Annotated in this window: 30 protein-coding genes; 12 read left to right on the top strand and 18 right to left on the bottom strand. The window is 70.6% G+C overall.

Features of this window, described 5'->3' with window-relative positions; genetic code table 11:
* Positions 1 to 341 precede the first annotated feature (341 nt).
* Positions 342 to 680 carry a hypothetical protein gene (locus OG885_RS43150; protein ID WP_405743206.1) on the bottom strand — a complete coding sequence of 113 codons (339 nt, stop codon included), beginning with the start codon at positions 678 to 680 and terminating at the stop codon, positions 342 to 344.
* Between OG885_RS43150 and OG885_RS43155 the strand changes: the two genes are divergently transcribed.
* Positions 654 to 911, top strand: coding sequence for a winged helix-turn-helix transcriptional regulator (locus OG885_RS43155; RefSeq protein WP_405742171.1), 258 nt, complete (start codon positions 654 to 656; stop codon positions 909 to 911). The two genes, OG885_RS43150 and OG885_RS43155, sit on opposite strands and share 27 nt — an antisense overlap.
* 84 nt (positions 912 to 995) lie before the next feature.
* Here the strand turns inward: OG885_RS43155 and OG885_RS43160 are convergent, their stop codons facing one another.
* Positions 996 to 1,856: an SDR family oxidoreductase gene (locus OG885_RS43160; RefSeq protein WP_405742173.1), complete on the bottom strand. Its 861-nt coding sequence runs from the start codon at positions 1,854 to 1,856 to the stop codon at positions 996 to 998.
* A gap of 90 nt (positions 1,857 to 1,946) precedes the next feature.
* On the opposite strand from OG885_RS43160, the gene OG885_RS43165 reads away from it, so the two are divergent.
* The 3 genes from OG885_RS43165 to OG885_RS43175 all read left to right on the top strand — a co-directional run bounded on the left by OG885_RS43165 (position 1,947) and on the right by OG885_RS43175 (position 4,797).
* On the top strand, positions 1,947 to 2,675 hold the full coding sequence (locus OG885_RS43165; RefSeq protein WP_405742174.1) for a TetR/AcrR family transcriptional regulator: 729 nt from the start codon (positions 1,947 to 1,949) through the stop codon (positions 2,673 to 2,675).
* 558 nt (positions 2,676 to 3,233) lie between these two features.
* Entirely contained in the window at positions 3,234 to 3,944 is a 711-nt protein-coding gene (locus OG885_RS43170) for an aminoglycoside phosphotransferase (protein ID WP_405742175.1), read from the top strand.
* 355 nt (positions 3,945 to 4,299) lie between these two features.
* On the top strand, positions 4,300 to 4,797 hold the full coding sequence (locus OG885_RS43175; protein WP_405742176.1) for a hypothetical protein: 498 nt from the start codon (positions 4,300 to 4,302) through the stop codon (positions 4,795 to 4,797).
* Between the two features lie 5 nt (positions 4,798 to 4,802).
* Here OG885_RS43175 and OG885_RS43180 read toward each other — a convergent pair whose 3' ends face one another.
* Positions 4,803 to 5,198 (bottom strand): winged helix-turn-helix transcriptional regulator, encoded by a 396-nt coding sequence (locus OG885_RS43180; RefSeq protein WP_405742178.1) that lies wholly within the window; start codon positions 5,196 to 5,198, stop codon positions 4,803 to 4,805.
* Between the two features lie 189 nt (positions 5,199 to 5,387).
* On the opposite strand from OG885_RS43180, the gene OG885_RS43185 reads away from it, so the two are divergent.
* The gene (locus tag OG885_RS43185; RefSeq protein ID WP_405742180.1) at positions 5,388 to 6,113 is read left to right on the top strand and encodes an alpha/beta hydrolase; all 726 of its coding nucleotides are present in this window, start codon (positions 5,388 to 5,390) and stop codon (positions 6,111 to 6,113) included.
* Between the two features lie 11 nt (positions 6,114 to 6,124).
* On the opposite strand, the gene OG885_RS43190 is transcribed toward OG885_RS43185, so the two are convergent.
* A complete protein-coding gene (locus OG885_RS43190; protein ID WP_405742182.1) occupies positions 6,125 to 8,065 on the bottom strand; it encodes a lamin tail domain-containing protein in 1,941 nt (646 codons plus the stop codon).
* A 288-nt stretch (positions 8,066 to 8,353) separates the two neighbouring features.
* Here OG885_RS43190 and OG885_RS43195 point away from each other — a divergent pair, with 288 nt between their 5' ends.
* Positions 8,354 to 8,812: a DUF5707 domain-containing protein gene (locus OG885_RS43195; RefSeq protein WP_405742184.1), complete on the top strand. Its 459-nt coding sequence runs from the start codon at positions 8,354 to 8,356 to the stop codon at positions 8,810 to 8,812.
* Positions 8,813 to 8,997: 185 nt separating this feature from the next.
* Positions 8,998 to 10,878 (top strand): DUF4157 domain-containing protein, encoded by a 1,881-nt coding sequence (locus OG885_RS43200; protein ID WP_405742186.1) that lies wholly within the window; start codon positions 8,998 to 9,000, stop codon positions 10,876 to 10,878.
* Between the two features lie 105 nt (positions 10,879 to 10,983).
* On the opposite strand, the gene OG885_RS43205 is transcribed toward OG885_RS43200, so the two are convergent.
* On the bottom strand, positions 10,984 to 11,670 hold the full coding sequence (locus OG885_RS43205; protein WP_405742188.1) for an IMP cyclohydrolase: 687 nt from the start codon (positions 11,668 to 11,670) through the stop codon (positions 10,984 to 10,986).
* A 17-nt stretch (positions 11,671 to 11,687) separates the two neighbouring features.
* Positions 11,688 to 12,170, bottom strand: coding sequence for a hypothetical protein (locus OG885_RS43210; protein ID WP_405742190.1), 483 nt, complete (start codon positions 12,168 to 12,170; stop codon positions 11,688 to 11,690).
* 15 nt (positions 12,171 to 12,185) lie between these two features.
* On the opposite strand from OG885_RS43210, the gene OG885_RS43215 reads away from it, so the two are divergent.
* A complete protein-coding gene (locus OG885_RS43215; protein ID WP_405742192.1) occupies positions 12,186 to 12,404 on the top strand; it encodes a hypothetical protein in 219 nt (72 codons plus the stop codon).
* Positions 12,405 to 12,461: 57 nt separating this feature from the next.
* On the opposite strand, the gene OG885_RS43220 is transcribed toward OG885_RS43215, so the two are convergent.
* Complete coding sequence (locus OG885_RS43220) at positions 12,462 to 12,986, bottom strand: hypothetical protein (RefSeq protein WP_405742194.1); 525 nt, start codon at positions 12,984 to 12,986, stop codon at positions 12,462 to 12,464.
* Between the two features lies 1 nt (position 12,987).
* Positions 12,988 to 13,470, bottom strand: a complete 483-nt coding sequence (locus OG885_RS43225) for an ATP-binding protein (protein ID WP_405742196.1) — start codon at positions 13,468 to 13,470, stop codon at positions 12,988 to 12,990.
* Between the two features lie 160 nt (positions 13,471 to 13,630).
* Here OG885_RS43225 and OG885_RS43230 point away from each other — a divergent pair, with 160 nt between their 5' ends.
* Positions 13,631 to 13,861 (top strand): DUF397 domain-containing protein, encoded by a 231-nt coding sequence (locus tag OG885_RS43230; protein ID WP_399965373.1) that lies wholly within the window; start codon positions 13,631 to 13,633, stop codon positions 13,859 to 13,861.
* Between the two features lie 105 nt (positions 13,862 to 13,966).
* Positions 13,967 to 14,887 carry a helix-turn-helix domain-containing protein gene (locus tag OG885_RS43235; RefSeq protein ID WP_405742198.1) on the top strand — a complete coding sequence of 307 codons (921 nt, stop codon included), beginning with the start codon at positions 13,967 to 13,969 and terminating at the stop codon, positions 14,885 to 14,887.
* Between the two features lie 15 nt (positions 14,888 to 14,902).
* Here OG885_RS43235 and OG885_RS43240 read toward each other — a convergent pair whose 3' ends face one another.
* Both OG885_RS43240 and OG885_RS43245 read right to left on the bottom strand, forming a co-directional pair.
* A complete protein-coding gene (locus OG885_RS43240) occupies positions 14,903 to 15,721 on the bottom strand; it encodes an SAM-dependent methyltransferase (protein ID WP_405743154.1) in 819 nt (272 codons plus the stop codon).
* A gap of 107 nt (positions 15,722 to 15,828) precedes the next feature.
* Positions 15,829 to 17,016: an acyltransferase family protein gene (locus tag OG885_RS43245; RefSeq protein WP_405742200.1), complete on the bottom strand. Its 1,188-nt coding sequence runs from the start codon at positions 17,014 to 17,016 to the stop codon at positions 15,829 to 15,831.
* Between the two features lie 244 nt (positions 17,017 to 17,260).
* Here OG885_RS43245 and OG885_RS43250 point away from each other — a divergent pair, with 244 nt between their 5' ends.
* Entirely contained in the window at positions 17,261 to 18,070 is an 810-nt protein-coding gene (locus OG885_RS43250; protein WP_405742202.1) for a mechanosensitive ion channel family protein, read from the top strand.
* Between the two features lie 77 nt (positions 18,071 to 18,147).
* On the opposite strand, the gene OG885_RS43255 is transcribed toward OG885_RS43250, so the two are convergent.
* The 6 genes from OG885_RS43255 to OG885_RS43280 all read right to left on the bottom strand — a co-directional run bounded on the left by OG885_RS43255 (position 18,148) and on the right by OG885_RS43280 (position 21,636).
* Positions 18,148 to 18,495, bottom strand: a complete 348-nt coding sequence (locus OG885_RS43255) for a DUF6401 family natural product biosynthesis protein (RefSeq protein WP_405742204.1) — start codon at positions 18,493 to 18,495, stop codon at positions 18,148 to 18,150.
* A 145-nt stretch (positions 18,496 to 18,640) separates the two neighbouring features.
* Complete coding sequence (locus tag OG885_RS43260) at positions 18,641 to 19,537, bottom strand: aminoglycoside phosphotransferase family protein (protein WP_405742206.1); 897 nt, start codon at positions 19,535 to 19,537, stop codon at positions 18,641 to 18,643.
* Between the two features lie 152 nt (positions 19,538 to 19,689).
* Positions 19,690 to 20,586 (bottom strand): alpha/beta hydrolase fold domain-containing protein, encoded by an 897-nt coding sequence (locus tag OG885_RS43265; RefSeq protein ID WP_405742207.1) that lies wholly within the window; start codon positions 20,584 to 20,586, stop codon positions 19,690 to 19,692.
* A gap of 41 nt (positions 20,587 to 20,627) precedes the next feature.
* A complete protein-coding gene (locus OG885_RS43270; RefSeq protein WP_405742208.1) occupies positions 20,628 to 20,927 on the bottom strand; it encodes a DUF1427 family protein in 300 nt (99 codons plus the stop codon).
* Complete coding sequence (locus OG885_RS43275; RefSeq protein ID WP_314207512.1) at positions 20,924 to 21,070, bottom strand: DUF1427 family protein; 147 nt, start codon at positions 21,068 to 21,070, stop codon at positions 20,924 to 20,926. Before OG885_RS43275 ends, OG885_RS43270 begins: the two co-directional genes overlap by 4 nt.
* A 5-nt stretch (positions 21,071 to 21,075) precedes the next feature.
* On the bottom strand, positions 21,076 to 21,636 hold the full coding sequence (locus OG885_RS43280) for a quercetin 2,3-dioxygenase (protein WP_405742210.1): 561 nt from the start codon (positions 21,634 to 21,636) through the stop codon (positions 21,076 to 21,078).
* Between the two features lie 218 nt (positions 21,637 to 21,854).
* Here OG885_RS43280 and OG885_RS43285 point away from each other — a divergent pair, with 218 nt between their 5' ends.
* Positions 21,855 to 22,298, top strand: a complete 444-nt coding sequence (locus tag OG885_RS43285) for a MarR family winged helix-turn-helix transcriptional regulator (protein ID WP_405742212.1) — start codon at positions 21,855 to 21,857, stop codon at positions 22,296 to 22,298.
* A 51-nt stretch (positions 22,299 to 22,349) separates the two neighbouring features.
* Here the strand turns inward: OG885_RS43285 and OG885_RS43290 are convergent, their stop codons facing one another.
* Positions 22,350 to 25,028, bottom strand: coding sequence for a family 78 glycoside hydrolase catalytic domain (locus OG885_RS43290; protein WP_405742214.1), 2,679 nt, complete (start codon positions 25,026 to 25,028; stop codon positions 22,350 to 22,352).
* A 188-nt stretch (positions 25,029 to 25,216) separates the two neighbouring features.
* Positions 25,217 to 26,749, bottom strand: coding sequence for an MFS transporter (locus tag OG885_RS43295; RefSeq protein ID WP_405742216.1), 1,533 nt, complete (start codon positions 26,747 to 26,749; stop codon positions 25,217 to 25,219).
* Positions 26,750 to 26,863 lie beyond the last annotated feature (114 nt).

A 26,863-nucleotide genomic window follows, 5' to 3' on the forward strand; every position in this document is an offset into this window, starting at 1 on the left:
TGTGTGCTCACGAAAATCGGTCGGTGCGGCGCGCGTGCAGATGGTGACTGACGGCCTTGCAGAACCGTTCCCTCGAACACGCGTCACATGCCCCAACGTTCGGCGATCACTTCGGTCGCGACCCTCGCGGACGGATCACACGCACCGCTGATTGCTCGACTGCCAGTTCGTGTCGGCTCGGGGAGTGTCCGAGCGATCGCGTGTGACCTGGTGTGATCTGTCCGGCGTACGGAGGGAGACCGAGCCGGCGCGGACTCAACGGTGGGGATGGGCGAGCTGTGCGTGGGCGCGAGGCGTTCTCGCCCGGGTTGGTGGCCCGCCTGGCGCCCTCGATCTCGACTTCAGGCGGGCTTCGTGTCGGTGCTGGCGATGATCTGCTGGGTGAGCTTGAGCATTTGTTCGGCGTGGTGGAGCTCGGTGATCTTGCCGTCGACCACGCGCATGATGTCCTGGCCCTGGAAGTCGACCGCATTGCCGCCGGCGGCGAAACGGAAGGCAACTCGCGCGGCCACCCGCAACGCGGTGCTCGTGGCCGAGCGCACCATCTCGCGCGCGGTGCTGGCCGTAGTGATCGCGGACCCGCTGACCGACTTCCGGAGTGCTGCGTCGCCCGGTTCATCACCCTGCTCGACGGGCCGTGGGCCACCCTGATCGTGCGCGAGCTTCTGCGCGGACCCCACCGCTTCACAGAGTTGCGCGACGCACTGCCCGGCATCAGCCCGCCGACCCTGACCAGCCGGCTGCGCCAGTTCGAGCGACACGGCATCGTCCTGCGCACCGCCTACGCCGAGATTCCCCCAAGGGTCGAGTATCAGCTCACCCCACTCGGCGAAGGGCTGCGCGAGGTCCTCGACGCCATGGCGGCCCGGGCCCTGACGGTCCCCGACGGCGAAGCCGCCGTCACCACGTGAGCCAGTCGGTTCGACGTTGAGTGGGCGCTTGGCGCATCGCGTCCGCAGCGTGATGTGTGCCGTAAGGCGGCCGGCCCCCTGGGCCTACTTCGCCCACGCGCGCTCCAGCTCGGTGCGGAACGTGGAGGGTTCCCGGCCGATCAGCGTGGCCAGAGTCGGGTTGACGGCGGCGAACTCGCCGTTGCGTGCCGCGGCGAAGATGCTCACCACCAGGTCCGCGATCGGGGCCGGGGCGCCGTGGGCGAGGGATTGTTCGCGGAAGGCGTCGTCGGGGACGACGGTGCGGGTGAACGGGCGTCCGGTGACTTGGGACGCGATCTCAGTGATGGCGGCGAAGTCGAGTGCCGCCGGTCCGGTGAGGGGCGGGGTGGGCCCTTCGAAGTGGCCCGGGTCGGCGAGGATCGCGGCCGTGGCCTCGGCGAGGTCGTCGTGGCCGGTCCAGGCGACAGGCCCGTCCGCGGGGAGGGCGATGTCGCCGCTGTGGCGGGCGTACTCCAGGAAGTGCAGGGCGCTGGAGGAGTAGAAGCCGTTGCGCAGCCCGGTCCACGGCAGGCCGGTGGCCTCCAGCAGGTCCTCGGTCTGGGCGTGGTCGCGGCAGGCCTGGAATCGGGAGTCGTGGGCGGCCCCCATCTGGCTGGTGTAAAGGATGCGGCCGACGCCCGCTTTCGCGGCGGCGTCGATGGCGGCGCGGTGGCCCGCGACGCATTCCTCGCCGGTGCGGTCGAGGGAGACGAGGAGCAGCTGCTCGGCGCCCTCGAAGGAGTGCACGAGTGAGGCGGGGTCGTCGAAACTGCCCTGGCGGACGCGGACACCCCGGTCGGCGAGGTCCTGCGCCTTGCGCGGGTCGCGGACGCTGACGCCGAGGCGGTCGGCGGGGACGCGGTCCAGGAGGCGTTCGACTATGCGGCTGCCGAGTTTTCCGGTGGCTCCGGTCACGACGATCACGGGATTCTCCCCAGTGTTGTTTCCAGTGGAATCATTCCAACGGTATCACTGGCACTAACGCTGGAAGCAGGACTTCGTTATCATTGATTCATGTCTTCCCGTGACACCACTGACAGCGCTCGGCGTCGCATCGTCATGGCGGCCGTCGAGCTGCTGGAGAAGGGCGGGCCGGACGCGGTGAGCACCCGTGCGGTCGCCGCCGCGGCCGGGATGCAGGCGCCGGCGATCTACCGCCTCTTCGGGGACAAGGAGGGGCTGCTGGAAGCGGTCGCCGAGCACGGTTACGCGCAGTTCCTGGAGAGCAAGCGCGCTCAGCTCGACCCCGCCCCACAGGACCCGGTGGAGGAGCTGCGCCGCGGGTGGGACCTGGTGGTGGAGTTCGGTGTCTCGCGCCCGGAGCTGTTCGCGGTCATGAACCGGGCCACCGGACGGGGGCCGCAGGCGGCGCACCGCGCGGGTCTGGAGATCCTGCACGGCCGAGTGCGCCGACTGGCAGCCGCGGGATGGCTGCGCGTGGATGAGGAACTGGCCGCCCAGATCATCCAGGCCACCGGGCAAGGGGCGGTCATCACCTGGCACTCCACCCCGGAAGAACGCCGCAACCCGGCGCTGCTGAGCGTCCTGCGCGAATCCATGGTGGCGGCCGTCACTCGCGCCGAGCCGACGGTCCCCGCCGCCGAGGCCGGCCCCGCCCCGGCGGCCCGCGCGCTGCGCGCCGCCCTCCCCGAGAACTCCGACATCCTGAGCGACGCCGAGCAGCGCCTGCTGCATGAGTGGCTCACCCGCCTGGCCGCGGACGGAGGCACACCCCACGTCTGATCGCGCCGCTCAGGTGCCCCAAGGAGCTGTGTCAGGACACGCGCAGAGCCAGGAGCGTGACGGCCGTGAAGCGCACGATGCCGATGAGCAGGGACCAGCGTGCGCCTGCTGCGGAGCTGCCCGGTGAGGTGGGGCGCGTGCGTGTGTCGGACGGTATGAAGCACGGGCAACTGCCGTTGTCCCGAGGGGGATCGGGCAGCCAGTAGGCACCCCAGAGGCGGGTCGTCGATGAGGGGTGCGAGGTGTCGTCGGCCGGGCTCATGCACCTCGTTCTGGCGTATGACCCAAGGACCGCTCTGTGAGGGATGCATCGCCCGCCCCATAAGTCGTACCCCTTCGAACGGCTGGCCGGGAAGGGGAAGCTGACGTGTCGAGTGGGTGCGGGGCCGTCCGGACAGTAGCGTCGTCGGCCGCGTACGGAGCCCGGCAGAGGGCACGTCACGTCAGAGAAACGAGAGCAACGCCTTGTCTACGCCGCGCCGTCCCTTCACATCGCTGCCCACTGCCGTGAAACACGCAGTCGGTCATCTCACCGGCACCGTTCATTCGGCCCGCAGTGTGAGAGGCGGATGCAACGCGGGAGTCGCGGCCTGGCTCGAGACGGACAGCGGCGACGTGTTCCTCAAGGGTGTGCACGCCGCTCACCCCACGGCGGAGACCTTGCAGGCCGAGGCCCGCATCAACACGTATCTGCCCCGCGCCAGCCCGCGCCTGCGCTGGCAACTGGAGGTGGGCCGATGGGTCCTGCTGGGGTATCAGGCCATTCGCGGCCGCCATGCCGACTACCGGCGCGGCTCGACCGACCTGCGCCTGGTGCGGGACGCCCTGCACGAGGTGCAGTGCCTCCGGGCTCCCCTGGACGTGGAGATGGGCCGAGCGGAGGAGAGATGGGCCGAACATGCCCCGGAGGGAACCGCCGGGCTCTTCGCGGGCGACACACTGCTGCACACCGACCTCACACCGGAGAACGTGCTGATCTCCGACCGCGCCCATCTCGTCGACTGGTCGTCACCGACCCGCGGCGCCGCATGGATCGACCCCGCGCTGCTCGTGGTCGGCCTGGTCGACGCCGGCCACACCGTCGACGATGCCGACGCCCTGGCCGGAGGATTCGCCTCGTGGGCCACTGCCTGTCCACGGGCGAAGGCGGCCTTCGCGATGGCCAACGCCCGGCATTGGGAGAGCGCCGCCACCGAGGAGCGAACGGCCTGGAGGCACCGTATGGCCCGCAACGCGGCGGCCATCGCCCACCACTTCAGTTTCCGGTGACACTCCACCGGGGGGCTCGCATAGGCAAAACGATTTATCGACCCAGACACTGCTCCGGCCGTCCTATTGCGCCCCCGGCCGGCCAGGCGCCACCACGGGAACAGGCGTCGGGTTGGTCGAAACGCGGGTGCAGATCCTGTGCGGATACCCGGGCAGGCCGGGCGGATCGCGGCAGAAACGTTCAAGCTGAGCGGGTCCGTCCTGAGCCGCAAGGAACCGTTTGCCGCGCCGAGCAGGCACGATTGCCGCGGAGGATCCGCCAGAGATGAAGAGTGCCGGGAATCCGCCGGAGACCGCCCCAGACAGCAGAAGCGATCTAGCGCGGAAGACGGCGAAGGTTCTGCAAGCATCCACGGTGACCACTGGCGCGGAGAGGGCGCTGGCGGTCGAGCACTGGCTCCTGATCTCGGCCTCCGACGTCTCCGACGCGTACTGGGCCTGGAAAGAGGGAGACGTCACGTTCCTGCGCTGCGGGGCGCGCTTCACCGCCGTACGACTGCCCGCCGACGTCGTCAATCGCGCGGCCGGCACCCGTCGGGCCCGTGCGGTGGATGCCTTCCTCGCCGAGGCGCTCGCCGGCGGTCCGGTCATCGTCAGCAACGGACACCACACCTACTACGCGCTGGTGTCCCGGGCCGCGGGCCTCGCATGGGCCTCCCGTGGTGCCGCCGTCCTGGCGCCGGGGACATGGATCGAGGTACCGCCGCCCAGCCGCACCGAAGGCAGGGGCAAGGAAGCGTACTGGGCTGTGTCGATGCGCGAGCCGGGTGCGTTGTGCCGAGCGGATCTCGTTGCGGCGATGGTCGAGTCGGTCGTTTCCTCCGGCGACGAGAGTTGCACCGACCGGGTCTGAGACCGTCAGGTCGTCGGCGGATCTGCGCGGGTGTCGTACGCGGCGCGGGCGTCGTCGATCCGGGAGAGGTGCGCGATGCTCCATTCCAGCAGGGGCGCGGTGGCCTCGCGCAGGGTGAAGCCCATCTCGGTGAGCTCATAGCTGACATGAGGCGGCATCACTTGGTGGACGGTGCGGGTCAGGATTCCGTCGCGCTCCAGGCTGCGCAGCGTCACGGTGAGCATGCGCTGGCTGATTCCGTCGATCGCCTTCTTGAGCTCGGTGAAACGCCGCGGTCCGTCCCGGAGATTGCGCACGACCAGCAGCGACCACTTGTCTCCGACGATGTCGAGCACCACCCGGGTCCGGCACGCGTCGCTGGGCCGCGCCGACGATCGTGCATCGCCCTGTGTCGCGTCCATGGTTACCTCCAGAGAACCGGGTCACCGAAAAGTGCCTTATTGCCTGCCGAGCGTCAGGTGCACAAGCATGATCTCGGTACTCGAACAGTACCGAGGCACGAAAGGTAACCGCGAGAGCCGCGAGCCGCGGCATACGCGTGATCGTGCACCCCTGCACCCCTGCACCTCTGCTTCTGCGAAGGAAGATCGATGTCCACATTCCTGCTGGTTCACGGTGCTTGGCACAACGGACGGTGCTGGGAGCGGGTGGTACCGCTCCTGGAGGCCGCCCAGCACCGGGTGTTCGCGCCGTCGCTGACCGGCTTCGGCGACAAGGCACACCTGCTCGGTCCCGAGGTGGGTCTCGATACGCACGTCGACGACGTGGTCGGGCTGATCACCGAGGAGGACCTCGGTGACGTCGTACTCGTCGGCCACAGCTACGCGGGGCTGGTGATCTCCGCCGTCGCCCACCGGATTCCGGAACGCGTCGCGCACCTCGTCTATCTCGACGCGATGGTCCCGGAGGACGGCGAGTCCGCAGCCGACGTCCAACCCGTGACACGGCAACTGATCGAGCTCGCCGAGATGTCCGAGAGCGGCTGGCGGGTGCCGCCGCTGCCCGAGCAGCCGGCGCCGTTCGGTCTGTTCGGCGTCACCGACCCGGCCGACGTCGCGTGGCTGCGCGGGATGCTCTCGGACCAGCCGGTGCGTTGTCTGCAGCAGCCTGTGCGACTGGGCAACCCAGCCGTTGACGCGATCCCGCGCACGCACATTCACAATGTCGCCGCCATGCCGGCGGGCGTCACCCGTCGCCCCGTCCCCTCGACCCAGCCCAACGGCACCGCCTCCCAGGTCTGGGAGCTGCCGACCGGCCACGACAGCATGATCACCATGCCGGGCGAACTCAGCGAACTGCTTCTCAAACTGCCCTAGCCAGGGTGGGGTCAGCAGGGGAAGGTTCCGCTGTAGAGGGCGTGGCCGTAGGAGGAACTCCCGGAGCCGAAGCCGTAGATGCCGTCGTCGCTCCAGACCGCCTCGCGCAGGCCATTGACGCATGTCGAGGTCGGGGCGAGCGCGAAGCCCTCCAGGTTGTCGGTCGGCATGACCGCCGGGTTCGTGTAGGTCACGTCCGGGACGATGGCGCCACTGGTGTTGATCTTCATGAAGGTGTGCGTCTCGCCGCAGGTGTTGTCGCAGGTCGCGACGAGGCGCTGGGTTCCGGCGTCGAACGACACGTCCATCACCGATGCCTTGCCGGTGGCGACGGCGCCGAACGTGGTGAACGTACCGTCCGAGTTCAGGCCGTAGACGTGCAGCGTGCCGTCCCACTCCAGACCCGCGAAGAACAGGCCCGACCCGTGCGACGGGTAGTTCGCCGGGTTGTAGGCGGCGCCGGTGAGCGGATCGGTCCAGCCGTTCGCGGTCAGCCAGCTGTCCGGGACGTAACCGACGCCTTCGAAGCCCAGGTTGGCGTCGTCCTTGCTGCCGGTGTCGAGCTGGGGGAAGTGCGAGGTCATGTCCCACTGGTGGATCGGCGTCAGCGTCGAACCGGTCGCGGCCGGGTCGAATTCCATGATCGTGTCCTTGGGGGCCGTGTTGTCGGTGTTGTCCCGCTCGGAGGTCACGTAGAGGTGGCCGTTGCCGCCGACCGTCAGGCCCTCGGAGTCCGGCTCGCCGGAGCCGTTCGCGAAGCGGATCTGCTTGCCGCTCGCGCTCCAGGACGCGTCCGGGATCCACCGGCCGTTGCTCTTGACCAGTTTGTACAGCCAGTTCTTGTTCTTGGCCGCCCACAGCACCGACGGGTCGGCCGGGTCGAAGGCCAGGCCGCTGACGTCGCGGCCTTCGGGGCCGGTGGAGGTGGTGAACGCGCAGACCTGGTCGGCGATGGTGACGTCCAGCCCGCCCGGCCACGCCAGGGTGCCGGTGGGGGTGGAGCCCGTACCGGAGGGCGCCTCGGGGGTGCAGCCGCTGCTGAGCGAGCCACCGCCGCCCAGCAGTTGGCCTGTCCCGCCGCCGCCACCACCGCCGCCGCTCGCGGAGCAGGAGTTCGTGCTGCCGAGTGTCGCGGTCACGGCGGTCTGGAACGGTCCGGTGCCGTTGGCGCAGCGCTCGGTCGACGGCTTGGCGCCTTCGGTCGCCCAGGTCACCGAGTCGACGCTGTTGCCGTTGCTGTCGAGGACGAACACCGAGTCGTTGTCGCCGAGACCGAGGGTGGAGTTGAACGTGAGGTAGCCGGCCGCGGGGATGCTGGTCGCGCTCGGCGAGGAGGCCGAGATCGCGACCGGGGAGTGGCTGGTGTCGCTGTCGACGTACTTCCACGACCCGACGCTGACCGCGCTCGTGCCGCCGTTGTACAGCTCCACGGTGTCCGAGCCGTTCGAGGTGACCTCGTTCAGCTGGACCCTGCCGGCCGTCGGCAGGGATGACGGGCAGCCCGAGGCGTTCGCCCCGGCGAACGTGGTCGCCGTGGTGGTGGTCACCCACGCCCCCGTGCCGTCGCCGCCGCAGCGCGCCATGGCCGGCTTCGCCCCGCCGGTGGCCCACTGGACGCGGTCGACCACGGTACCGTCGGACGTGTAGATCACCACCTTGTCCGAGTCACCGAGTCCCTTGGGCGAGTTGAAGATGACGAAGCCGCCGGCCGGGATCGTGGTGGAGGACGCGCTGAACGTCTGCGGCGAGAAGCTGTCGTCGGACATCTTCCAGCCGCTGATGCTCACCGCGGTCGCGCTGGTGTTGTACAGCTCGACCGTGTCGTTGTTCGACGACGTGACCTCGTTGATCCGGACGTTCTGGTAGCCGACCGGGGCCGCGGCGGCCGCCGGCTGCGCGGCAAATCCTCCGGTGACGACCAGCGTCGAGAACATCAGAGCCGCGGCGCTCACGGAGGCGACGCGGGCACGTGAGTGTGAGATAGGCACGAGGTCGAACTCTGATCACACAACCTTGAGACCGCGTGTACTCCGGCTGAATGCAACCTGCTGCCCATCCGAACGCCAGGCACGAACCTCTGGATCCGGCGCGTGAGCCGTGTGTGATCCGGTCGGCTACTCAGGCCGAGCTGAGTAGGTGCGCCGATGCCCGGCGGTTCCTCTCCCGGCGAGTATCTGTGCTGCGGCGCAAGGCAGTTGCGCCGGTTGGTTCCAGTGCTGATGACTCTTATGGAGAATCCCATGTCCCGTCGTATCGCTCTGTCCGTGGCCGCAGGTGTCGTCGTCCTCGCCGGTGCGGGCGCCGGTGCGTTCGCTCTCGCCTACGCCGGGGAGCAGCCCCCGGCCCTGGCCGACAGCACCGCCCGTTACACCGCTCCCGACGGCGGCCGGGACGGCTCGCTCGCCTTCGCCACCGAGGTCACCGCGTCGTCCGGCACCAAGAGCGTGAAGGTGCTGGCCTGGCCGGAGAAGTCGTCCCTGGGCGAGAAGGGGCTGACCGAGAAGGACATGGCCGCCGCGGAGCCGGCCGTCTGCGCTCCTGCCGGGGGAGACACCGTGCGCTGCACCTACACCGTCACGGTCACCGCCGCCGACGCCGCGTCGTCCCCGCGCGGCGTCTGGCAGGTCGCCGTCCTGGCCACGGCCAAGGACGGCACCACCACCTTGGACACCACCGCGGCCGACTTCACCGTGCGCTAGACGAACAACCGCACGACCCGCCCTGCTTGGTCACGAAGGACACTGCCGCACCGCGAGACTCCGCCCGCAACCGTTTCGGGGTCGCATCACGACGGAGCCGGTCATACCGCGCCGAACGACTCTAGGCTGACCGCCCACGGTGGGCGTGCCACGGTGGGGCGCCTCCACAGGTCACAGGGGGAACGATGACGGCTTTTGCCTTACCGGCCGGTCTACGAGCGGAGCTTGAGGCCGCGTTCGGGACCGGGTTCGCGGACGTGAGGGTGCATCTGCACGCGACGGCGCCCAGGGGCGGTCCCGTGGCGTGGACCGTGGGGGACGACATTCATCTGACGCCGGGCGCCTGGCAGCCCGGCTCCGCCTGGAGCCGACGGGTGCTGGGGCACGAGGTGGCACACGTGGTGCAGCAACGAGCCGGCCGGGTCGGGCCGGGATGCGACCGCGCGGCACTGGAGGCGGAGGCACACACCGCCGGCCGGCGCTACGCCCGGGGGCTGCCGGTGCGGCTGCCCGACGGCCCCGGCGGTGCGCGAGCGGTGCCGACGCCCGCGGTCCAGGGGTGGAACCAGGTGACGCCTGCTCAGCGGGCGGGGGCGGGCGTGGTCGTGGGCGCCTCCGTCTGGTCGTCCCCGACCGCCGCGCAGGACGCCTTCATCGGCCAGAACAACGTCAACCACGTCGCGGTCCCCGCCCCGGCCGATCCGCTGGTGTCGTTCCTCAACCCCACCGGGCAGCTCCGCCTCGTCTCGGCCGACCCGGCCGGCGTCACCCTGCGGGTGTCGGCGAACGGCCGGCTGGCGATCGAGGACTGTCAGCTCACCGCCCGCCAACCGAAGGTCTTCTACGCCACCCAGGCCCTCATCGACGAGAGCAACGCCTGGCGGCGCGCACTGGGCGAGGCCGTCGAGCTGGTGCCTGACTCCGCGCTCGAGAACCAGACGATCACGGTGAACGGACAGGTCCTGCGCAGGGTGACCGTCCGTCACAACCCCTGGGGCGGGCGTGGAATCGCCGCCGTGGGACCCCAGAACTGCAACGACATCGTCGGCAGCGCCCTGGGCGCGGGCGATCTGGAGACCGTCGCGCCCGACGGTATCGGCGCGCTGCCCCCGCAACTGGCGGAATTCGAGATCGCGCGCTTCCTCGTCAACCCGGCTCCACCCGCGGTCGCCGGAGCCCCGCAGAGCACCCAGCAGGCCGACTCCGCCCGGGCCATCGCCACGGCGTACGGCACCGCACTGCGCACCGACACCTGGCGGAAGATCGCCGGCGTACCGGCGAACCGCCACTTCGGAGTGAACCAGTACGTACGACCCGACGTCGGCGAGGCGTTCATGACCATGTCGTTGCAGGCCGTACCGGCCGGCGGCGATCTGGCACACGCCACACTCAGCACCGACCACAGCCGGCCCGGAGCCCCCGTACTGGACCTCACCTCCTTCTGGAGCGCCCACTACGCCAGCGTGGTGGTACGGGACGGCAACGACGTGATCACGCTGGAGAACTACGCCCGGAACCGGGAGGGCGCGCCGAGCGACGACGCTCGGGCCCGGGTCGGTCACTACTTCCAGATGTACGACACCGACGCGGCGGCCCCGCTCGGCCACACCTTCCACGGCTCCTGGACCTCGGCCGCGGTCCGCCCTGTCAACGCCGCACTTGCGGGCGACGCGGAGAAGCCGGCGGGCACCACGCACCGGCCGGTGCCCAACGGCGTGAAGTCCTTCACCAACCCGCTGACCGTACGGACGAACCTGACCGGCATGGGTTACTACGTCCAACTGCCAGGCGTGTTCGCGGCCGAGACCGACGACGCACTGCGCACCGCGTACACGGCCGCATCCGGCGGCGTGGTCAGCCCGCTTACCCAGCTCAGGACCGTGGGCAGGGGCCGGCTCTACGCCCGCCGGCTGGAAGCACAGAACAAGCGGGTGCCGGTAGGTGACATCGACCCCTGGATGAAGCTGCTGAGCATGATGAACGACCCGAACTCCGCCACGGACCGCCGCCTGCGCGGTTTCGTCCGCCACACCCTGACGGCGTTCACGGCCCTGCCCACGAAGTGACCAGAGTGCCAGGCTGTCCCTCTGGGCGGGCGAAGGCCCCGACCAGTGGTCGGGGCCTTCGCTGTCGTGCCGTTGCGGGTGCGGTGCCCCGCGCGTCGAGGGGCTTCAGCGGTCCGAGCGCTGGATCGCCGACGACGGCCCTTGGACCGGATCGACGACGGTGACCGCGATACGGAAACGGGGGTCAAGCGCCTGCCAGATCTCGTCCAACAGGCCTTGCTCGTCCTTGGCTTCGACCGTGGTCTCGGTGAAGGGGGATGCGACCGAGACCCGCTCCCCGTCGGAGTCGTAGGTCGTGAGCAGCACCGCCTCGCCGGGCTCCAGATTGCTCACGGTCAGGGTCATCACATTGCTCGTCAGCCGTGCGGCCCGGCTGGGACGCGCGGCGCCGAGCACGCTCGTACGGCCCGCGTCACGGCTGATCAGCGCCGTGATGCGGGAGGTGCGGATGGGGGGATCCGGCTCGTAGTCGAGGTCACCGAGCGCCACGGGCGCCGGCTGCCCGGAGGCCAGCCGGTCGACGACCTGCGAGACTTGCTCGCCATTGCCGAGCACCAACCAGTCGTCGGTGGTCGCTGCGGCGGTGTAGTGGCGCAGCGGGTCGTGTTCGGCCGCGTCGAGGGGGCCGACGACCAGCTCGCCGTCGATCAGCCGCAGCGCACGGTCGCGGGAGGCCGCGCTGCGTCCGGTGAGGAAATAGCCCCCCACCACGGTGCCGGAGAGGGTTCGGGCACACAGCACACCTCGGCCGGGGTAGGCGTTGGTGGACAGCAGGTCCTGCAGGTTGCGCATGAGCTGTGCTTTCTGGGTCAGCCCGAGGCCGTCGACCTCAGGTCGTCAAGGGTCAGCAGGCAACGCAGGGGCACGCCCAACGCCTCAAGCCGCTCGCCGGCTCCGTCGCCTCGGTCGACGACGACCCAGGCGCCCAGCACCTGGTGACCGAGCGCGCGCAGGCGCTGCACGGCGGGTGTGTTCAGCACGCCCGTGACACCGTACTTCTTGGGCTCGGGGCGCAACATCCGCACGGCCGGCAATCGCCCCTGTCCGAAGGCGGATTGGCACACGGCGGCCGCCAGCGCGGCGCCGGCGGCGACCTCACCGGCCACGTGATCGACGTCCGCGGGCAGGGTGCGCACGATGTCGGACGCGATGCGCGCCAGCGCGGGCGGATCGCCGAGGATGCGGTGTCCGTCGAGGTAGTCGGGCAGCGCCGTGCCGTCTCGCCGCTGTGCCTGGGTGAAGGGGCGCGTGCCGACGACGACGGCCACCAGGTCGTCCGCGGACGCCGTCACCGCGCGGTCTTCGCTGTGCGCGTCCGGTGGATCCAGCGCAGTGCGGTCTCGGCGGTCTCCTGCGGCGCCGTCACCGTCCTGGTGTCGCACCGGTTCTCCACCGTGCACATGACGGACCACATTGCCGTGGTCGACAACGGCCGCCTTGTCGAACACTGGAGCCATCAGGAACTGCTCGCGGCCAACGGCCTCTACGCCGAGCTGTACCGGGCACAGGCCCAGGCATACGCCTGACGCCGGCTACGTCCTGACTGCGGTGGGTCGCCGGCAGTGTGGGGGCCGTGGTGGTCCTCAGTCGGCCAGCGTGGCGGCGAGTGCCCTGGTCGCGTCCACGAGTTCGTGGTCGTGCTCGGCCAGAAGTCGTGGGATGGCGCCGCGTTGGGCGCGTACCGCGCGGCGGGCGGCCGACTCCCATTCGACGTGGTGTCCGTGGCGGCGGAGCTTCGGGTAGGCGGCGGCCATGAGCTCCCACTGCCGGGCGTCGGCGATGCTCCGCAGCAGGCGCAGGATCTGTGCCCGGCACCTGGTCTGCGGGCGCCGGGCCAGGTCCCACAGGAAGGGGACCGTGACGGCTGTCGCCTGTCCGACGACGAAGCCGTGCCGGCAGATGCGGTGCCGCAGCCGGTCCAGCGCGTCGTGCGCGGCGGCTTCGTCGCCCGAGGCGATGGCGGCGAGCAGATAGGGGATGGCGGCGGCGGACCCTGTCGAGTCCTCGATGTCACCCCAGGGCACGAGGCCGACGTCGCGGAGCGTGGTGGCCTGATCGGACCGCCGCGCGCTTGCCTCACCGCTGGAGAGCTCGGTGAGTGGCTGCATCTCAGGCGCCCCCTGTGGGCAGCATGGCCCAGACGGTCTTGCGCGAGGGCGTGTGGCGGGTCCAGCCCCAGTGCTGCGACAGGGCCTCGACGATCAACAGGCCGCGGCCGTGTTCGCTGAACGTGTCCGGCGCGTGGGCCGCACGGGGAAGTCCGGCGCCCTGGTCCGTCACGGCACACACCAGATGAGCCGCGCGGCGCGTCAGCCGCAGCCATACGTCGGGATCGGCGTCGTCGGGTGTGTCGCTCTTCCGGCCGTGCAGCACGGCGTTCGCGGCGAGTTCGGAGACGACGGTCAGCGCGTCGTCCCGGCACTCGTCCAACTGCCACTCGCCCAGGATGCGGTCGGTGAACTCGCGCGCCAGTGCGCATCCTTCGTTGCTGCCCGGCAGGCGCAGGGTGGCGGTTCGGGGTGCGGCGGAATGCGGTGCGGCCGGGATCAGCGCGGGGCCAGGCCAGGGTGCTGGGCGCGCGGGCTGCGACACGGCATCTCCTGAGGTGGCGTCAGGGCGTCAGGACTGGGCGTCCGTACGGGTGTTGGCGACGAGGGCTATTATCCACCTCGAAAGCCAGTCCGTGCAATTTCACGAGAAATTGCGGGCATGGATCGAGCCAGTCGTACCCGATCTACCCGAGGAGGCTGCGGTGCCATCAGTTCCGAACGGGGTGCAAGCCAGTTCACTGGGCGTCCGCTGGACCAAGAGCCGGCACAGCAACGCCGAGGGCAACTGCGTCGAGGTGGCGCCGTTGGCCGAGGGAGGTGTGGCGATCCGCAACTCCCGTGATCCGCACGGCCCCGCGCTGGTCTACACGTCCGCCGAGGTCGCGGCCTTCCTGGCCGGGGTGAAGGACGGGGAGTTCGACCAGCTGCTGTGAGCGGTGACCGGCGCCGCCCGCGCCGGGATCGGCCCCGGATCATGCGCGCCGGGGCTAACTGGTGCGATAATGCGGGCTGTTGCCTTCTGTCCACCGGGAGTCAGGATGCCCTCGGAATCACCGCGCGTCTCCCGGCTCGAGCCGTACCTGCAGCGGAGCGAGCCCGCGCCGACCCTGCTGAAGATGCTGGTCGGTGTGCAGTTGGCGGGCCTGCGCGAGGATGCGGGCATGGCGCAGGAACAGGCGGCGCGGGCCGTGGGGTTCAGCCCGGCGAAGCTGTCCCGCATCGAGGCGGGCAAGGGCCGCCGGCCTCCCACCGAGGCCGATGTCCGCGCACTGCTGGACCTGTACAAGACGGACGAGTACGAGGCGTCCGTCCTGCTGCAGTTGCTGCGGCGGGCCGGTGAGCCCGGGTGGTGGCAGCGCTTCGACAAGCGGCTGATGCCGGAGTGGTTCGACCGGCTCGTCGGTCTGCAGGAAGCGGCCGATTTCATCCGTACGTTCGAGATCCAGTACGTCCCCGGACTGCTGCAGACACCGGCCTACACCCGCGCCATCGTGGAGCGCGGCCTGCCCTCGGCCCCGAGCCGCGAGGTGAACCGCCGCGTGGAACTGCGCATGAAGCGCTCGGAGTTGCTGGGGCGGCCGGACGCCCCGCAGATGTGGGCGATCATCGACGAGTCGGTGCTGCTGCGGGTGCTGGGCAGCCGCGACATCATGCGTGAACAGCTGGAGCATCTCGTCGCGATGGCCGAGCGGTCGCATGTCGTCATCCAGGTCGTACCCCTGGATGTGACCAACGCGTCCGCACCGGCCATCCCGGTCACCTACCTGCGCTTCGGCGGATTCGACCTTCCGGACATCGTCTATCTGGAGCACATCAAGAGCGCCACGTTCCTGGAGGACCGCGACGAGACCGAGCAGTACCGCGTGGCGCTGGACCAACTGGCCGACGACGCGCTCAGCCCCCGCGACTCCCTCGAGCGTCTGCGCGAGACCGTCAAGCAGCGTTACGGGGGCAAGTGAGCCCGTGCCGCTCCCTCACAGGATGCGGCCGGCCCCGCCGAACTCGATCCATTCCTGGGTCAGCTGACGCGGCGCCACTTCGTTGTCGGGACGCCAGGTGGACACCTCCACCAGGCCGGGTTCGAGGATCTCCAGCCCCTCGAACCACTGCGCGACGTCCTTCTCCTCGCGCACCCGGCCCCAGTGCCCCTGCGTGGCCTTGTCCATGAAGTCGGTGACGTGCTCCCGCACCTGCGGGTCCTCGCTGACCAGTTGGCACATCACCAGGCAACTCCCGGGCGCGAGCCGCTCGGTCACCCGCTGCACCACGGCGAGGGGGCCGTCCGCTTCGCTGTCCGGAATGCAGTGGAACACCGAGTTGAAGAGCACGCCCACCGGCTGCGAGAAGTCGATGAGCCGCTGGGTGTCGGGGTCGGAGAAGATCACGTCGGTGTCGCGCAGATCGGCCTGGATCACGGCCGTGCGGTCGTTCTGGTCCAGCAGGGCACGGCCGTGCACCAGGACCATCGGGTCGTTGTCCACGTACACGACGCGCGAGTTCGGATCGACGCGCTGGGCCACCTGGTGCACGTTGTTCTGCGTGGGCAGACCGGACCCGTGGTCCAGGAACTGCCGGATGCCGTGCTCCTGCGCCAGCGTCCTGACCACCCGCTGAAGGAAATGGCGGTTGTTCACTGCCAGCGCCCGGGTGCTGGGCACCACCTTGTCCAGTTCCTCGCAGGCGGCGCGGTCGACCGCGTAGTTGTCCTTGCCGCCCAGGTAGTGGTCGTACATGCGCGCGGCCGTCGGAACCGTGGCGTCGATCTTGGTGGACAACCGCTTCCCGGACTCCATCGTCTCCCCAGTCACGTACCGCACCGAGTTGACCGGTGCGTGAGGCAATCCATCCTAGGGACAAGGCAGTTGGCGCAGCCACCGTATGCGTGAAGTTCCCGTCGCCGTCAGGCCCGGTGCCGCCGTGCGCGGCGCAGGAAGGGCCGTTCCACGAGGTAGTACGACAGCAGCGCCATCGCCAGGGTCAGTACCACTGTGCCCGTCAGCAGCCCGTCCTTGACGTCGAGGGAGGCCAACAGCCGTACGACGGGGTAGTGCCACAGATAGATGCCGTAGCTGAGATTGCGGCCGATCCAGGCCAGTGGCGCGAGCCCGAGCAGACGGGACAGCGGGCTGTCGGGCCGCAGTTCCAGCCCTGCGACCAGGGTGGCGGACACCACGGCCACGGCGAGGATCCCGACCGTGTACCAAAGGGCGGTCCAGATGCCGGCGTTCCCGGTCACCGGCACCTGCCAGGCCACGAGCGCGAGCAGGGCGAGGGCGGGAAGGGCGAGCCGCCCCGCCCAGACGCGCAGCAGGCGCAGGCGCGGGTCGTCCGGCCGCAACCGTGCCAGGACCACGGCCACCAGGGCTCCGGCCAGCAGTTCGTCGGCGCGGGTGTCGGTGCCGTTGTAGATCCGGTGGACGGCGTCCGGATGCCACAGGACGCAGCGCCACAGGAAGGGCAGCACGCACAGGGCGGCGGTGCACAGCAGGACCGTACGTGGCCGCAGACGGCGCAGCAGGCACAGCAGCAGGAGCGGCCACAGCAGATAAAACTGCTCCTCCACACCCAGTGACCAGGTGTGGGCGAGGGGGCCGCCGTACGCCCCGGAGTCAGCGGCCCGGAAGACGTTCGTCAGGAAGGTCGCCGCGAGGCCCACCGCCTGCCAGGACCCGTCGAAACTCCACAGCGAGGTCGTCGTCGCCAGCACCACGCAGACCGCGCACACCGCCAGCAGTGCGGGGACCAGGCGCAACCAGCGGCGCCGGTAGAAGGGAAGCAGGGCGAGGGTGCCGGTCCGGGAGTACTCGGCGAGCAGCAGGCGGGTGATGACGAAACCGCTGAGGGTGAAGAAGACGTCGACGGCGATCGAGCCGCCGGGGACCAGTGAGTGGTCGACGTGGTAGACGACGACCAGTGCGACCGCGAGGGTGCGCAATCCGTCCAGCGCGCCGACCCGGCCGCTGTGCAGGCTCGCGGACGGGAAGCCCCGGCGTGCACCTGGTGCCGCCGGGGCCGTGCGTCTCCGGCTCGTGACCGCCGTAACCGTCTCGGTTGTCTCCACGGCGGTCGAGTCCGGTGTGCTGCCCATGTACGAGATCGCTTCCCACCTGCCGACTGTTTCCGGGTAACCCGGTTCACCTGTCCGCAAAGCACGATCACATTCCTGTCTGTCACCCGGCTGTCCGAATCCCGGGGCGAACCGATGAGGCGCCTGTCAGGCGGGCCGGAGGAGGCGTTTGCCCGTATGGCGTAGCTAATCGAGGCGTGAGGGCTCCCGGCCCCCTCGACTAGGTGGTGGGGAAGCCGCCGTCTACTCGAAGGAAGGGCGTCCCATGACGAATACCCTCGCTATCGACTTCACCCAGGGTCTCAATGACGCGTGGTCGAAGATCGCGACGTTCGTGCCGAAGCTGATCGGCTTCCTTGTCATTCTCGTCATCGGCTGGTTCGTGTCGAAGGCGATCGCCAAGATTCTCGACCGGGTACTGCGCAAGGTGGGATCCGAGCGGCTGTCCGAGCGCGCGGGTACCGCGCGGATGCTCCAGAACTCGGCGTACGACCTGACCGGCATCATCTGCAAGATCGTGTACTACGCGCTGATGCTGATCACGCTGCAACTCGCCCTGGGGGTCTTCGGGCCGAACCCGGTCAGCGCGACGATCAACGGCATCGTCGCCTGGCTGCCGCGCGGCATCGTCGCCGTCGTCCTCGTCGTGGTGGCGATGGCCATCGCGAACGCGGTCCGCACGATCGTCCAGGGAGCCCTGTCGTCGGCGTCCTACGGCAACACCGTCGCGACGATCTTGTGGGGAGCGATCGTCGCCCTCGGTGTGATCGCCGCGCTCAGTCAGGCCGGCATCGCGGAGAACGTCGTCCAGTCGTTGCTGATCGCGGCGCTCGCCACCATCGCGGGCATCCTGATCGTGGGCGTCGGCGGCGGCATGATCACGCCGATGCGGCAGCGTATGGAACGCATGCTGACGGCGGCCGAGGCGGAGACCCAGCGGCATCGGAGCGGCATGGGCGCGTACCAGGCGGGCCGTGACGACGCGATGCGTCATCAGTCCTCGGGTGAGCGGACGCAGACGGGCCGCGACATGGGGGACCCGGGCGGCGGCATGGACCGCCCGACGGGTATGTGACACGTGACCCGGAACCGCCGACCGGCCCGAGCGAAGCGGGCCGGTCGGCGGTTTTCGTGTCCCAGGGGGAACCGGGCTCAGGCCCGGCCGCTGGCGCTGCTGGACGGGTCGCCGTACTCGTCGTCGGCGGCCAGAAGGTCGTGGCGCAACGTGAGCCAGCTGATCGCGGTCAGGCGGCACACGGCGTAGTCGTGGCCGACCGGCTCCCGCCAGTCCATCTCGTCCAGGGCATCGAGAAAGCCCAGCGCGTAGTCGGCGAGGACCTCACGTCGCGGGGGCGGAGGAAACAGCCCGCTGTGGGCCGCCGACAAACGATCACGTATCTCGGCGACGTGCTGGTCCACGGCGGCCGTGAAAGCAGGTTCGAATGCGAACTCCGCGAATCGCGGCTCGAACGCGCTGCTGATCCTGGCCAGGGGGGACATGAGAGCAACCGTAAGTGTGGCTCCTGGGAATCGAGCGTCCCGGGCCCCGAGATCTGCGTCACGACCGAGCCCTTGCTCATGCCTCAAGGGTCGGCTCATGATCGCCGGTTCATCGGCGCCCACGAAGTCATGAAGCAGCCGGCGGTCACTCCATCGACGCCAGAATGCGGTCGAGCGTCCGGTGTCCCATTCTGCTCATGGTCGGATTGCTGTCGACGTAGTACCAGACCACGCCCATCGCCTGTTCGAACGCCCAGGCCTTGCCGCGTTCCCACTCCAGGTCGTCGCAGGCCAGCGCACGCCGGAGCACGTGCTGCGGGCCCGGTTGCAGCAGGTGCCAGGCGCTGACCAGGTCCAGCGCGGGGTCGGCCGGGCCGAAGCCGCCGGTGTCGAGTACGCCGATGAGCCGGTCTCCCGCGACCAGTACGTTGCCGGGGATCAGGTCACCGTGGCTCATCACGTCGGTGTCCGTGCGCGGCAGCTCTCGGAAGTGGCTCCAGGCTTGACGCAGTCGGGGGACGTCGAGGAGCCCCTCGCTCTCCTCGAAGCACCGCGCCATCCAGTCGTCGTGGTGAGTGAGATCGCCGCCACGACCTCCGCCGCTGAAACGTCTTCCCCGCGTCTCGGCGGAGCGCAGGGCCGCGATGAAGGCCGCGAGGTCCTCGGCGAAGGCGTCGGACCCGCTCGGGTCGGCGTCGGAGGCGACCGTTCCCGGCAGCCATGTCTGGACCGACCAGGGCATGGGGTAACCCGCTCCGGGCTTTCCCAAGGCGACGGGCTCGGGGACGGGGAACCGGGACACCTGCGCCAACTCCGCGCTCGCCTGGGCCTCTTGTTCCAGCACCCACAGCGCGTCCGCGGCATCGGCGGGACGCAGGGGGAAACGCGCCGAGAGGTCGTTCCCGATGCGGAAGATGGCGTTGACCGTCCCGGTTGACGGGAGCGGTCGGATCGGCTCGCCGCTCCACTGGGGGAACTGCTCGTCGATCAAGGCCGCAACGGTCGCGGTGGTCACGTCCAGTTGGTCGTCGTGCATGGTCATGCCCGCGGGCCCCTCCACTTCACCGGTGCAGTTCGAGACGCCGGAAGCAGACCAGATCAGTGGAGGTGACGGCCAGTGGTTATACGTCAGGGCCCGGGCCGTCCGTCGGTCTCGGCCGGCCAGCAGTCCCCCCGGCCCCGATCCCTCCGCGCTCAGCGTCCCGGGGCGGTGAGCGCGCGGGCGAAGTCCAGCGAGGCGGTGAAGCAGCGTTCGACGTCTTCGTCGGGCAGGCCGGCCCAGGCATGGTCGGCGCCGGGGACGGGGCGGAAGTCGACGTGCGCGCCTGCCTCACGCAGGGCGGCGGTGAGTTGCTCGCCCTGGGCGAGCGGGATGAGGCTGTCGTCGGTGCCGTGGAGGATGAGGAAGGGCGGGGCGTCGGCGGTGACATGGGTGACCGGGCTGGCCGCACGGGCGAGGTCGGGGGCCGTGGCCACGGGTGCTCCGATCAGCAGTGCCTCGCGCGTCGTGGGGCTGCCGGCGTCGTAGGCGCCGGGCCGGGACTGGGTGGGCAGGGTCGTCAGGTCGGTCGGGCCGTACCAGGCGACGCAGCCGAGCACCGGCGTGGTGAGGGCCAGCAGGGCGGCCAGATGGGCCCCGGCGGATTCGCCCCAGGTGACGGTCCGGCCGGTGTCCAGGCCGAGTTCGTCGGCGCGGGCGTCGAGCCAGGCCAGGGCCGCGGTGACGTCCTCCAACTGAGCGGGATAAACGGCCTCGCCGGTGAGCCGGTAGTCGAGGCTGGCGACGGCGAATCCGGCCTGGGCGAGACGGGCGAAGGGGCTGAGGGGCCAGGAGCGGAAGCGCGGTCCCATCTCCGTGCGGGTGCCGGTCCGCCATCCGCCGCCGTGGATGTAGACGATGACCGGAAGCGGATCGTGCGGGTACTCGGGCAGCCACAGGTCCAGTTCGAGTGGACGGATGCCGTCGGGGGCGGCGTAGACGGCGCCGCGCAACAGCCGTGTGCCCGGGGCGGGATGCGACGAGGGCGGCAGCGGCAACCGGGTGGGGGCGAGCGGGGCGAGCAGGGCGGCGAGCTCGGGCGGCAGCGGCATGAGGGTTCTTTCCGAACGAGACGGCGGGAGCGTCGTGCGGGTCAGTGAGGGCTGGATGACGGCAGGCAGGTGCAGCCGGAAGCCGTCCCTGGGGCGTCGGTCGTATCCGGGGCTCGGGACGGTCGCGGACCGGCTCTGCGCGAGGCGATCCGTGCGCCGAGCGCCGTGGCCGCCCGCTCGCCGAGGCCGATGCCCAGCAGACCGGTGAGCCCCAGCAGGGCCGGGGCCGGTGCCCTCAGGTCCCAGGTCCAGTAGAGGGCGCCCATGGCGAGCCCCGCGCCGAAGGAGATCAGCACGCGTCGGCCGGACGCGGCCACGCGAGCGCGGGCCGCGCCGCTCACAGCTTCCCCAGGACGGTCTGGCCGACCAGGATGCCGAGCAGACCGGCCAGGGCGACGGGTGGGGGAGCGGGAGCTTTGACGCGCAGTGCCGCGTACAGGGCGCCGACCAGGGTCCCGGCCAGCAGCGCTTGGACGTACGGCATCCCGGTCAGTTCCCGGTGCGCCACTGGTGGTCGGGCAGGAACCGCACGTCGTGCTGGATCGGGACGGTGCCGAACTTGTGCGGTTCGGGGATGTACGGCTGCGCCGGCAGGCCCAGTTCCTCGGTGGGTGTGCCGAGGCTCTCGAAGAACCGCTCGAAGGTCTTCCCCGGACCGGCCGCTACACCGACGATCCGGCTGTGGTGCCGCTCGATGCGGTAGGCGTGCGGGCAGTTCTTGGGTACGAATCCGAAGTCGCCCGCGCTGAGGAGCTTTTCCTGCTGCTCGCCCTGGAGGTCCTCGATGAAGACCCGGACGGCGCCGTCGGTGACGTAGAAGACCTCGTGGGTGTCGGCGTGGGAGTGGGCGGGGATGAGGTCGCCCCGGGGGCCCTCGACGGTGAAGAAGTTGAAGGTGTTCTCGGTCTGCTCGCCGCCGGCGTAGACGGTGACCAGGTCGGTGAAGAGGTGGGCGCGGTCGCCCATGCCCTTCTCGATGAAGTAGGGCCGGCCCGGCTCGGCGGGAATGCGCGAGCGGGACCGGTAGCGGGTGGCGAACTCCATGGTCATGGAAACCTCCGGTGCGACGGGGCGAACGAGGCGACAATGAATGTCAGGCTACCTGACATTCGAGATTAGGGAACCCCTCTGGGACCCTTTGGAACCCCTCTGGGACCCCTCTGGGACCCCTCTGGAACCCCTCTCTGACGCAGAGGGCTCGGGTCTGCCGGGCCGGAGCCGCGAGCGGAGGGTCGCTATGCTCGACACCCCGTCCCGCCCGAGGAGCCATGACCACGCCCGCGCCGAACCTGCCCCAGCTGTTCACCGAGGCCAAGAGGTGGTTCGACGACGCGTTGCTGGCCAGCATGGAGGCCGCGGGTGAGCAGGCGGTGACCGTCGCTCAGGCGGCCGTCTTCGCCGCCCTGGACGAGCAGGGCACCACCATTTCCGAGCTCGCCCGCCGAATGGGCGTCACCCGGCAGACCGTCCATCAGGCCGTGCACGGACTGATCGGCATGGGGCTGCTGGAGCAGATCCCCGACCCGGCCTCCGCCCGCAGCCGCCTGATCCGCCCGACCGGCGAAGGCTTCCGTGTCCATCACCGGGCGCAGGCCGCGCTCGCCGTGATCGAAGGTGTGCTGGCCGAACGCATCGGCACCGCCGCGGTCGGCGCACTGCGACAGGCGCTGGCGACCCCGTGGGGCGAACCGCCCCTGGTCGAGGCACCCTGACCTCCCGACGCAGAGAGACGCGGGCACGCTCCGCTGCGACGCACCCGCGCGTCAGCCGTCCTCATGGCACCTGTCGATCGTGTAGGTGTGCGTGCCCGGACCCACGGTCACGGTGCCGGCCCCCGGGAGCCGGATCTCTGCTTCCGTGCCCGGCGGGATCCGGGCGGTGAGGGTGAACTCCCCGTCGTGGAGGCGCCATTCGCTCGTGATGAGGCCGTGCGGCGATTCGTGGCGGGCGGATGCGGAGCTGAGCCCGCCGCCGGGCCGCGGGGCGATGACGAAACGCCGGTATCCGGCTTCGCTCGCTGTCGGCGCCGTGGGCAGACGGATGCCGGCGACGTACTGGTGCAGGAAGGAGACGACGGCACCCTTGCTGTAGTGGTTGTAGGACATCTTGGGACGCCCCTCGGCGTCGGTTCCTTCCCAGTCCTCCCAGATGGTGGTCGCTCCCTTGTCGATCATGGTCAGCCAGGAGGGCGCGGTGTCCTGGAGCAGCAGTTCGTAGGCGAGGCCGAGATGACCTGACTCGGCGAGGACGGGGAGCAGCAGGCCGGTGCTGAGGAAGCCGGTGGACAGATGGGTGCCGGCGGTGCGGATCAGGGCGGCGAGCCGGTCGGCGGCGCGGGCCCGCAGCGGGGCCGGGACCAGGCCGAAGGCCAGCGCGCGGACCAGTGTGGCCTGGGTGTCGGGGGTGACGGTGCCGTCGTCGGCGAGGTACTCGCGCTGCCATGCGAGCCGGGCGCCCTCGGCGATGCGGCGGTAGCGGGCCTCGTCGGCCGGGTGCCCGAGCAGCGCCGCGGTGCGGGCCAGCAGGTCGGCCGAACGATGCAGGTAGGCGGTGGCCACGGCGCCGTGGTCGCGTGTGGGATCGAGGTCAGGGGTGACACCCGGCTCCAGCCATTCACCGAAGTGGAAGCCGGTGTCCCAGAGGTGCTCCTCGTGCGGGGCCGCCTGACGTCGTGCGGCCACCCGGTCGGGGTGGCGGCGGGTACGGGCCTGGCGCGCGGCGAAGTCGACCCAGGCGCACATCGAGGGGTACTGGACGCGCAGGAGGTCCAGGTCGCCGTAGGCGCGCCACATCTCCCAGGGGACGATGACGGCGGCGTCGCCCCAGCCGGCCGAGCCGTTCATGCCGCCCTCGGCGGAGGCGCGCCGGGCCTGCTCGTCGGCGGGGTCGGGGACGAAGTTGGGGACGGTGCCGTCGGCCCACTGGTCGGCCGCCAGATCGCGCAGCCACTTGGCGGTGAAGCCGACGACGTCGTAGAGGTAGGCGGCGGTGGGCGTGAAGACCTGCCAGTCGCCGGTCCAGGCGGCGCGTTCACGCTGCGGGCAGTCCGTGGGTACGTCGCACATGTTGCCGCGCAGGCTCCACACGGCGGCTTCGTGGAGGCGGTTGACACGTGCGTCGCTGCTGGTGAACCAGCCTGTGCGGGTCAGGTCGGTGTGGACGACGATCCCGCGGACGTCGTCGGGGGTGAGCGGGCCGGGGTGGCCCTCGACGCGGACGTAGCGGAAGCCGTGGGTGGTGTGGCGCGGCTCGAACGCCTCGCCGGGCCGGCCCGCCGAGACGACCGTGTCGATCTGCCCGGCGGGCAGCGGACGGCGGGTCGCCCAGTCGAACGCGCGGATGTTGTCGGTGGTCACGTCGCCCTCGGCGTCGAGGGCTTCGCCGTGTACGAGGGTGAGGCGGGTGCCCGCGGGGCCGAGGTTCGTCAGCCGTACCCAGCCGTTGATGTTCTGTCCCAGGTCCACCACGTGGCGGGCATGCCCCAGTGCGGTCACCGCGACCGGGGTGAGTGCCTCGATCCGGCGGACGGGCGGGGCGAGGGGGCCGGTCAGGCGGGTGAAGTCGTCGTAGAGGCCGCCGACGGCGACCTGCGCCTTGTCCCAGTGACGGTCGTCGAAGTCGGCCGTCGACCAGCGCGGTGCGTGGACGCGCAGATCGATGCGCTGGCCGTCCATGAGGTCGGCCGCGGTGATGGCGCTCGGGGTGCTGCGCCAGGCGGGGCCGGTGCCCAGCACGGTGGTGGTGCCGTCGTGGTGGGTGAGGGTCAGCTGGGTGAGGAGCGCGGTGCGTGAGCCGAATCCGTCCGCCTCGCGGGCGAAGCCGTGCCGGCCGCGGAACCAGCCGTCGGACAGGATCGCCCCGACGGTGTTGTCGCCGTGCACCAGCAGGTCCGTGACGTCGTACGTCTGCACCTGGAGGCGGGAGCGGTAGGCGGTGAAGCCCGGGGTGAGTTCCATGTCCCCGATGCGCCGGCCGTTGAGGAACGCCTCGTAGAGCCCGTGGGCGGTGGCGTACAGCCGGGCCTCGCGGACCGGTTTGGTGAGGCTGAAGGTGCGGCGCAGGAGGTGGGCGGGGCGAGAGCCGGCGGCGGCGGGTTCGGCTTCCGCCGGTTCGATCCACTGGGCCTGCCAGTCCTGGGGTTCGAGGAGTCCGGTCTCCCACCAGGACGGCTGCGACCAGGCGCTTTCGCCGAGGTCTGTCCACACCTTCACCCGCCAGGGAATCCGGAGCGCCGAGCCGGGCACGGGACCGCCGTAGGGAATGGCGGTGTTCGCCCGGGAGACCACCCGGCCGGTGTCCCAGTCCCCGGCCTCGACGCGGTATGCGAGCTGTGTGGCGGCGTCCTGCGGAAGTCTCCACGACAGGCGGGGGCGGAGGGTGTGGAGGCCCAGGGGCCGGTCGAGGTGTTCTACGCGCAGATGGCTGGGGCGGGTGTGGGGCACGGGTGGTCCTCTCGGGCGGACGGGGGGTGTCAGGCGGAGGCGACGGTTGCGGCCGGGGGTGTCGCGCGGACGGGTCGGTCGCGGCCGGGGGCGCACGCGGATGGGACGGTCGCGGCCGGGCGGGGGCAGGCGACGCGGTGGTCGCGGTCCGGGTGTCAGGTGGACGGGGGACGGTTGCGGCCGGGGTGTCAGGTGGACGCGACCGTCGCGGCCGGGGGCTGAAGGTCGTGTGCCGCGCTGTCCGCGGGGCGGGCGAGTCGGGGGATGGCGAGGCTGATCAGCAGTCCTAGGACGACGACGGCGGCCATGGTGAGGTAGGCGTGGGTGAAGGCCGTGTCGTGGTAGAAGGCGGTGCCGTCGAGCACGGTGGAGTCCGCCGCCAGGACGGTGTAGAGGGCCTGGTTGGTGAGTGCCAGGAAGACCTGGGTGAGCAGGGACGACAGGCCGTTGGCGGCGGCCTGCTCCTCCGCCGAGACCACCGACACGATCATGGCCTGCTGGCCGGCCATGAGGATGCCGCCGCCCAGGCCCATGACAAGACCGGTCAGGACGATCTGGGTGGCGTCGTGGTGGTAGAAGGCGGCCAGGGCCAGTCCGGTGGCGAGGATGCCGAGCCCGACGTACCAGACACTGCGCGGGCTGGCCGTCCGCACGGCCCTGCCGACGCCGATGCCGGCTGCGAAGGTGAGGATGCCGGCGGGGATGCCGATCACGGCGGTGTGCGTGGTGGACCAGCCCAGACCGTCGGAGACATGCGGGATCGGCGGGAAGAGCGCCAGGAAGATCAGGATCGCCTGGGAGGCGAAGAAGGCCGCCTGGGGCACGGACGAGCCGAGCAGCACGGTGGCCAGGGACCGCCGCCCCAGCATGCGCAGGTCCAGGATCGGGGCGGCGACCCGCAGCTCCACGGTGACGAAGAAGGCCAGCGCGATCAGGCCGGCGAGGAGCGAGGTGACGACCCCGGTGGAGGTCCAGCCCCAGTCGCGGCCCTGGCCGACGGCGAAGACCACCAGGGCGAGGCCCCCGCCGAGGAGCAGCGCACCGGCGCGGTCGAGCCGGCCGGCCACGGCACGCCGCGGCGTCTCCGGCACGGCGAGCAGCGCCAGGATCGCCACGACGGTGGAGGCGACCAGGAACCACAGGGCGCCGCGCCAGCCGAACGCGTCCAGCAGTCGGCCGGACAGCAGCGGGGCGAGCATGCTGAGCACACCGACCGAGCCGGCGACCGTACCCAGCGCCATGGCGACCTTGCGGGGCGGGAACAGATCGCGGACGGCTGCCAGGACGAGGACCGCGACGGGACCGTAGAGGCCGCCGATCGCGCGGCCGAGGACCATGACCGGATAGGTCGGGGCCAGCACCGTGACGATGTCGCCGACGAGCCCGGCCACCGCGAGAACAATCATCACCCGGCGCTTGCCGTACATGTCGCCCAGGCGGACCGCGAACGGCGTGGCGACGATCGTGGCCAGGGTGAAGGCCAGGCTGAACCAGGCGATCTGCGTGGTGTGGAAGTGCTGGGCGATCTGCGGCTGGGAGTTCGCGGCGATGATCCCGGCCACCACGAGCAGCTGTCCGGGCCAGATCAGGGCGGTCAGCCGCCGCAGCTCGGCAGCGCTCCAACGCGCGCTCGCGGCGGCGGACCGCGCCGGCTCGGTCGCGTCGGGGTCACCAGGGGTGGCGGGCGGGGACGGCGGCGCCGGGTCCTGCGAAAGGCTCATGGAGGCTCCCAGGGAGGTCGGCGCATCGTCACGCCGAGGTTTCGACCGATGATGCGAAGCGAAAACCGAGTGCGCTAGGTTTTCGGAGAGTGACTCATGTCACAGCGGCTGTCG

The organism is Streptomyces sp. NBC_00028, assembly GCF_045041065.1.
Lineage (GTDB): Bacteria > Actinomycetota > Actinomycetes > Streptomycetales > Streptomycetaceae > Streptomyces.

Excerpts from the sequence above, each read along its gene's own strand:
- OG885_RS43185 (WP_405742180.1), top strand. The coding sequence starts at position 5,388 with ATGTCCACATTCCTGCTGGTTCACGGTGCTTGGCACAACGGACGGTGC.
- OG885_RS43180 (WP_405742178.1), bottom strand. The coding sequence starts at position 5,198 with ATGGACGCGACACAGGGCGATGCACGATCGTCGGCGCGGCCCAGCGAC.
- OG885_RS43280 (WP_405742210.1), bottom strand. The coding sequence starts at position 21,636 with ATGACCATGGAGTTCGCCACCCGCTACCGGTCCCGCTCGCGCATTCCC.
- OG885_RS43235 (WP_405742198.1), top strand. The coding sequence starts at position 13,967 with ATGCCCTCGGAATCACCGCGCGTCTCCCGGCTCGAGCCGTACCTGCAG.
- OG885_RS43250 (WP_405742202.1), top strand. The coding sequence starts at position 17,261 with ATGACGAATACCCTCGCTATCGACTTCACCCAGGGTCTCAATGACGCG.
- OG885_RS43220 (WP_405742194.1), bottom strand. The coding sequence starts at position 12,986 with ATGCAGCCACTCACCGAGCTCTCCAGCGGTGAGGCAAGCGCGCGGCGG.
- OG885_RS43255 (WP_405742204.1), bottom strand. The coding sequence starts at position 18,495 with ATGTCCCCCCTGGCCAGGATCAGCAGCGCGTTCGAGCCGCGATTCGCG.
- OG885_RS43275 (WP_314207512.1), bottom strand. The coding sequence starts at position 21,070 with ATGCCGTACGTCCAAGCGCTGCTGGCCGGGACCCTGGTCGGCGCCCTG.
- OG885_RS43245 (WP_405742200.1), bottom strand. The coding sequence starts at position 17,016 with ATGGGCAGCACACCGGACTCGACCGCCGTGGAGACAACCGAGACGGTT.
- OG885_RS43285 (WP_405742212.1), top strand. The coding sequence starts at position 21,855 with ATGACCACGCCCGCGCCGAACCTGCCCCAGCTGTTCACCGAGGCCAAG.
- OG885_RS43265 (WP_405742207.1), bottom strand. The coding sequence starts at position 20,586 with ATGCCGCTGCCGCCCGAGCTCGCCGCCCTGCTCGCCCCGCTCGCCCCC.
- OG885_RS43295 (WP_405742216.1), bottom strand. The coding sequence starts at position 26,749 with ATGAGCCTTTCGCAGGACCCGGCGCCGCCGTCCCCGCCCGCCACCCCT.
- OG885_RS43240 (WP_405743154.1), bottom strand. The coding sequence starts at position 15,721 with ATGGAGTCCGGGAAGCGGTTGTCCACCAAGATCGACGCCACGGTTCCG.
- OG885_RS43200 (WP_405742186.1), top strand. The coding sequence starts at position 8,998 with ATGACGGCTTTTGCCTTACCGGCCGGTCTACGAGCGGAGCTTGAGGCC.
- OG885_RS43165 (WP_405742174.1), top strand. The coding sequence starts at position 1,947 with ATGTCTTCCCGTGACACCACTGACAGCGCTCGGCGTCGCATCGTCATG.
- OG885_RS43205 (WP_405742188.1), bottom strand. The coding sequence starts at position 11,670 with ATGCGCAACCTGCAGGACCTGCTGTCCACCAACGCCTACCCCGGCCGA.
- OG885_RS43195 (WP_405742184.1), top strand. The coding sequence starts at position 8,354 with ATGTCCCGTCGTATCGCTCTGTCCGTGGCCGCAGGTGTCGTCGTCCTC.
- OG885_RS43260 (WP_405742206.1), bottom strand. The coding sequence starts at position 19,537 with ATGACCATGCACGACGACCAACTGGACGTGACCACCGCGACCGTTGCG.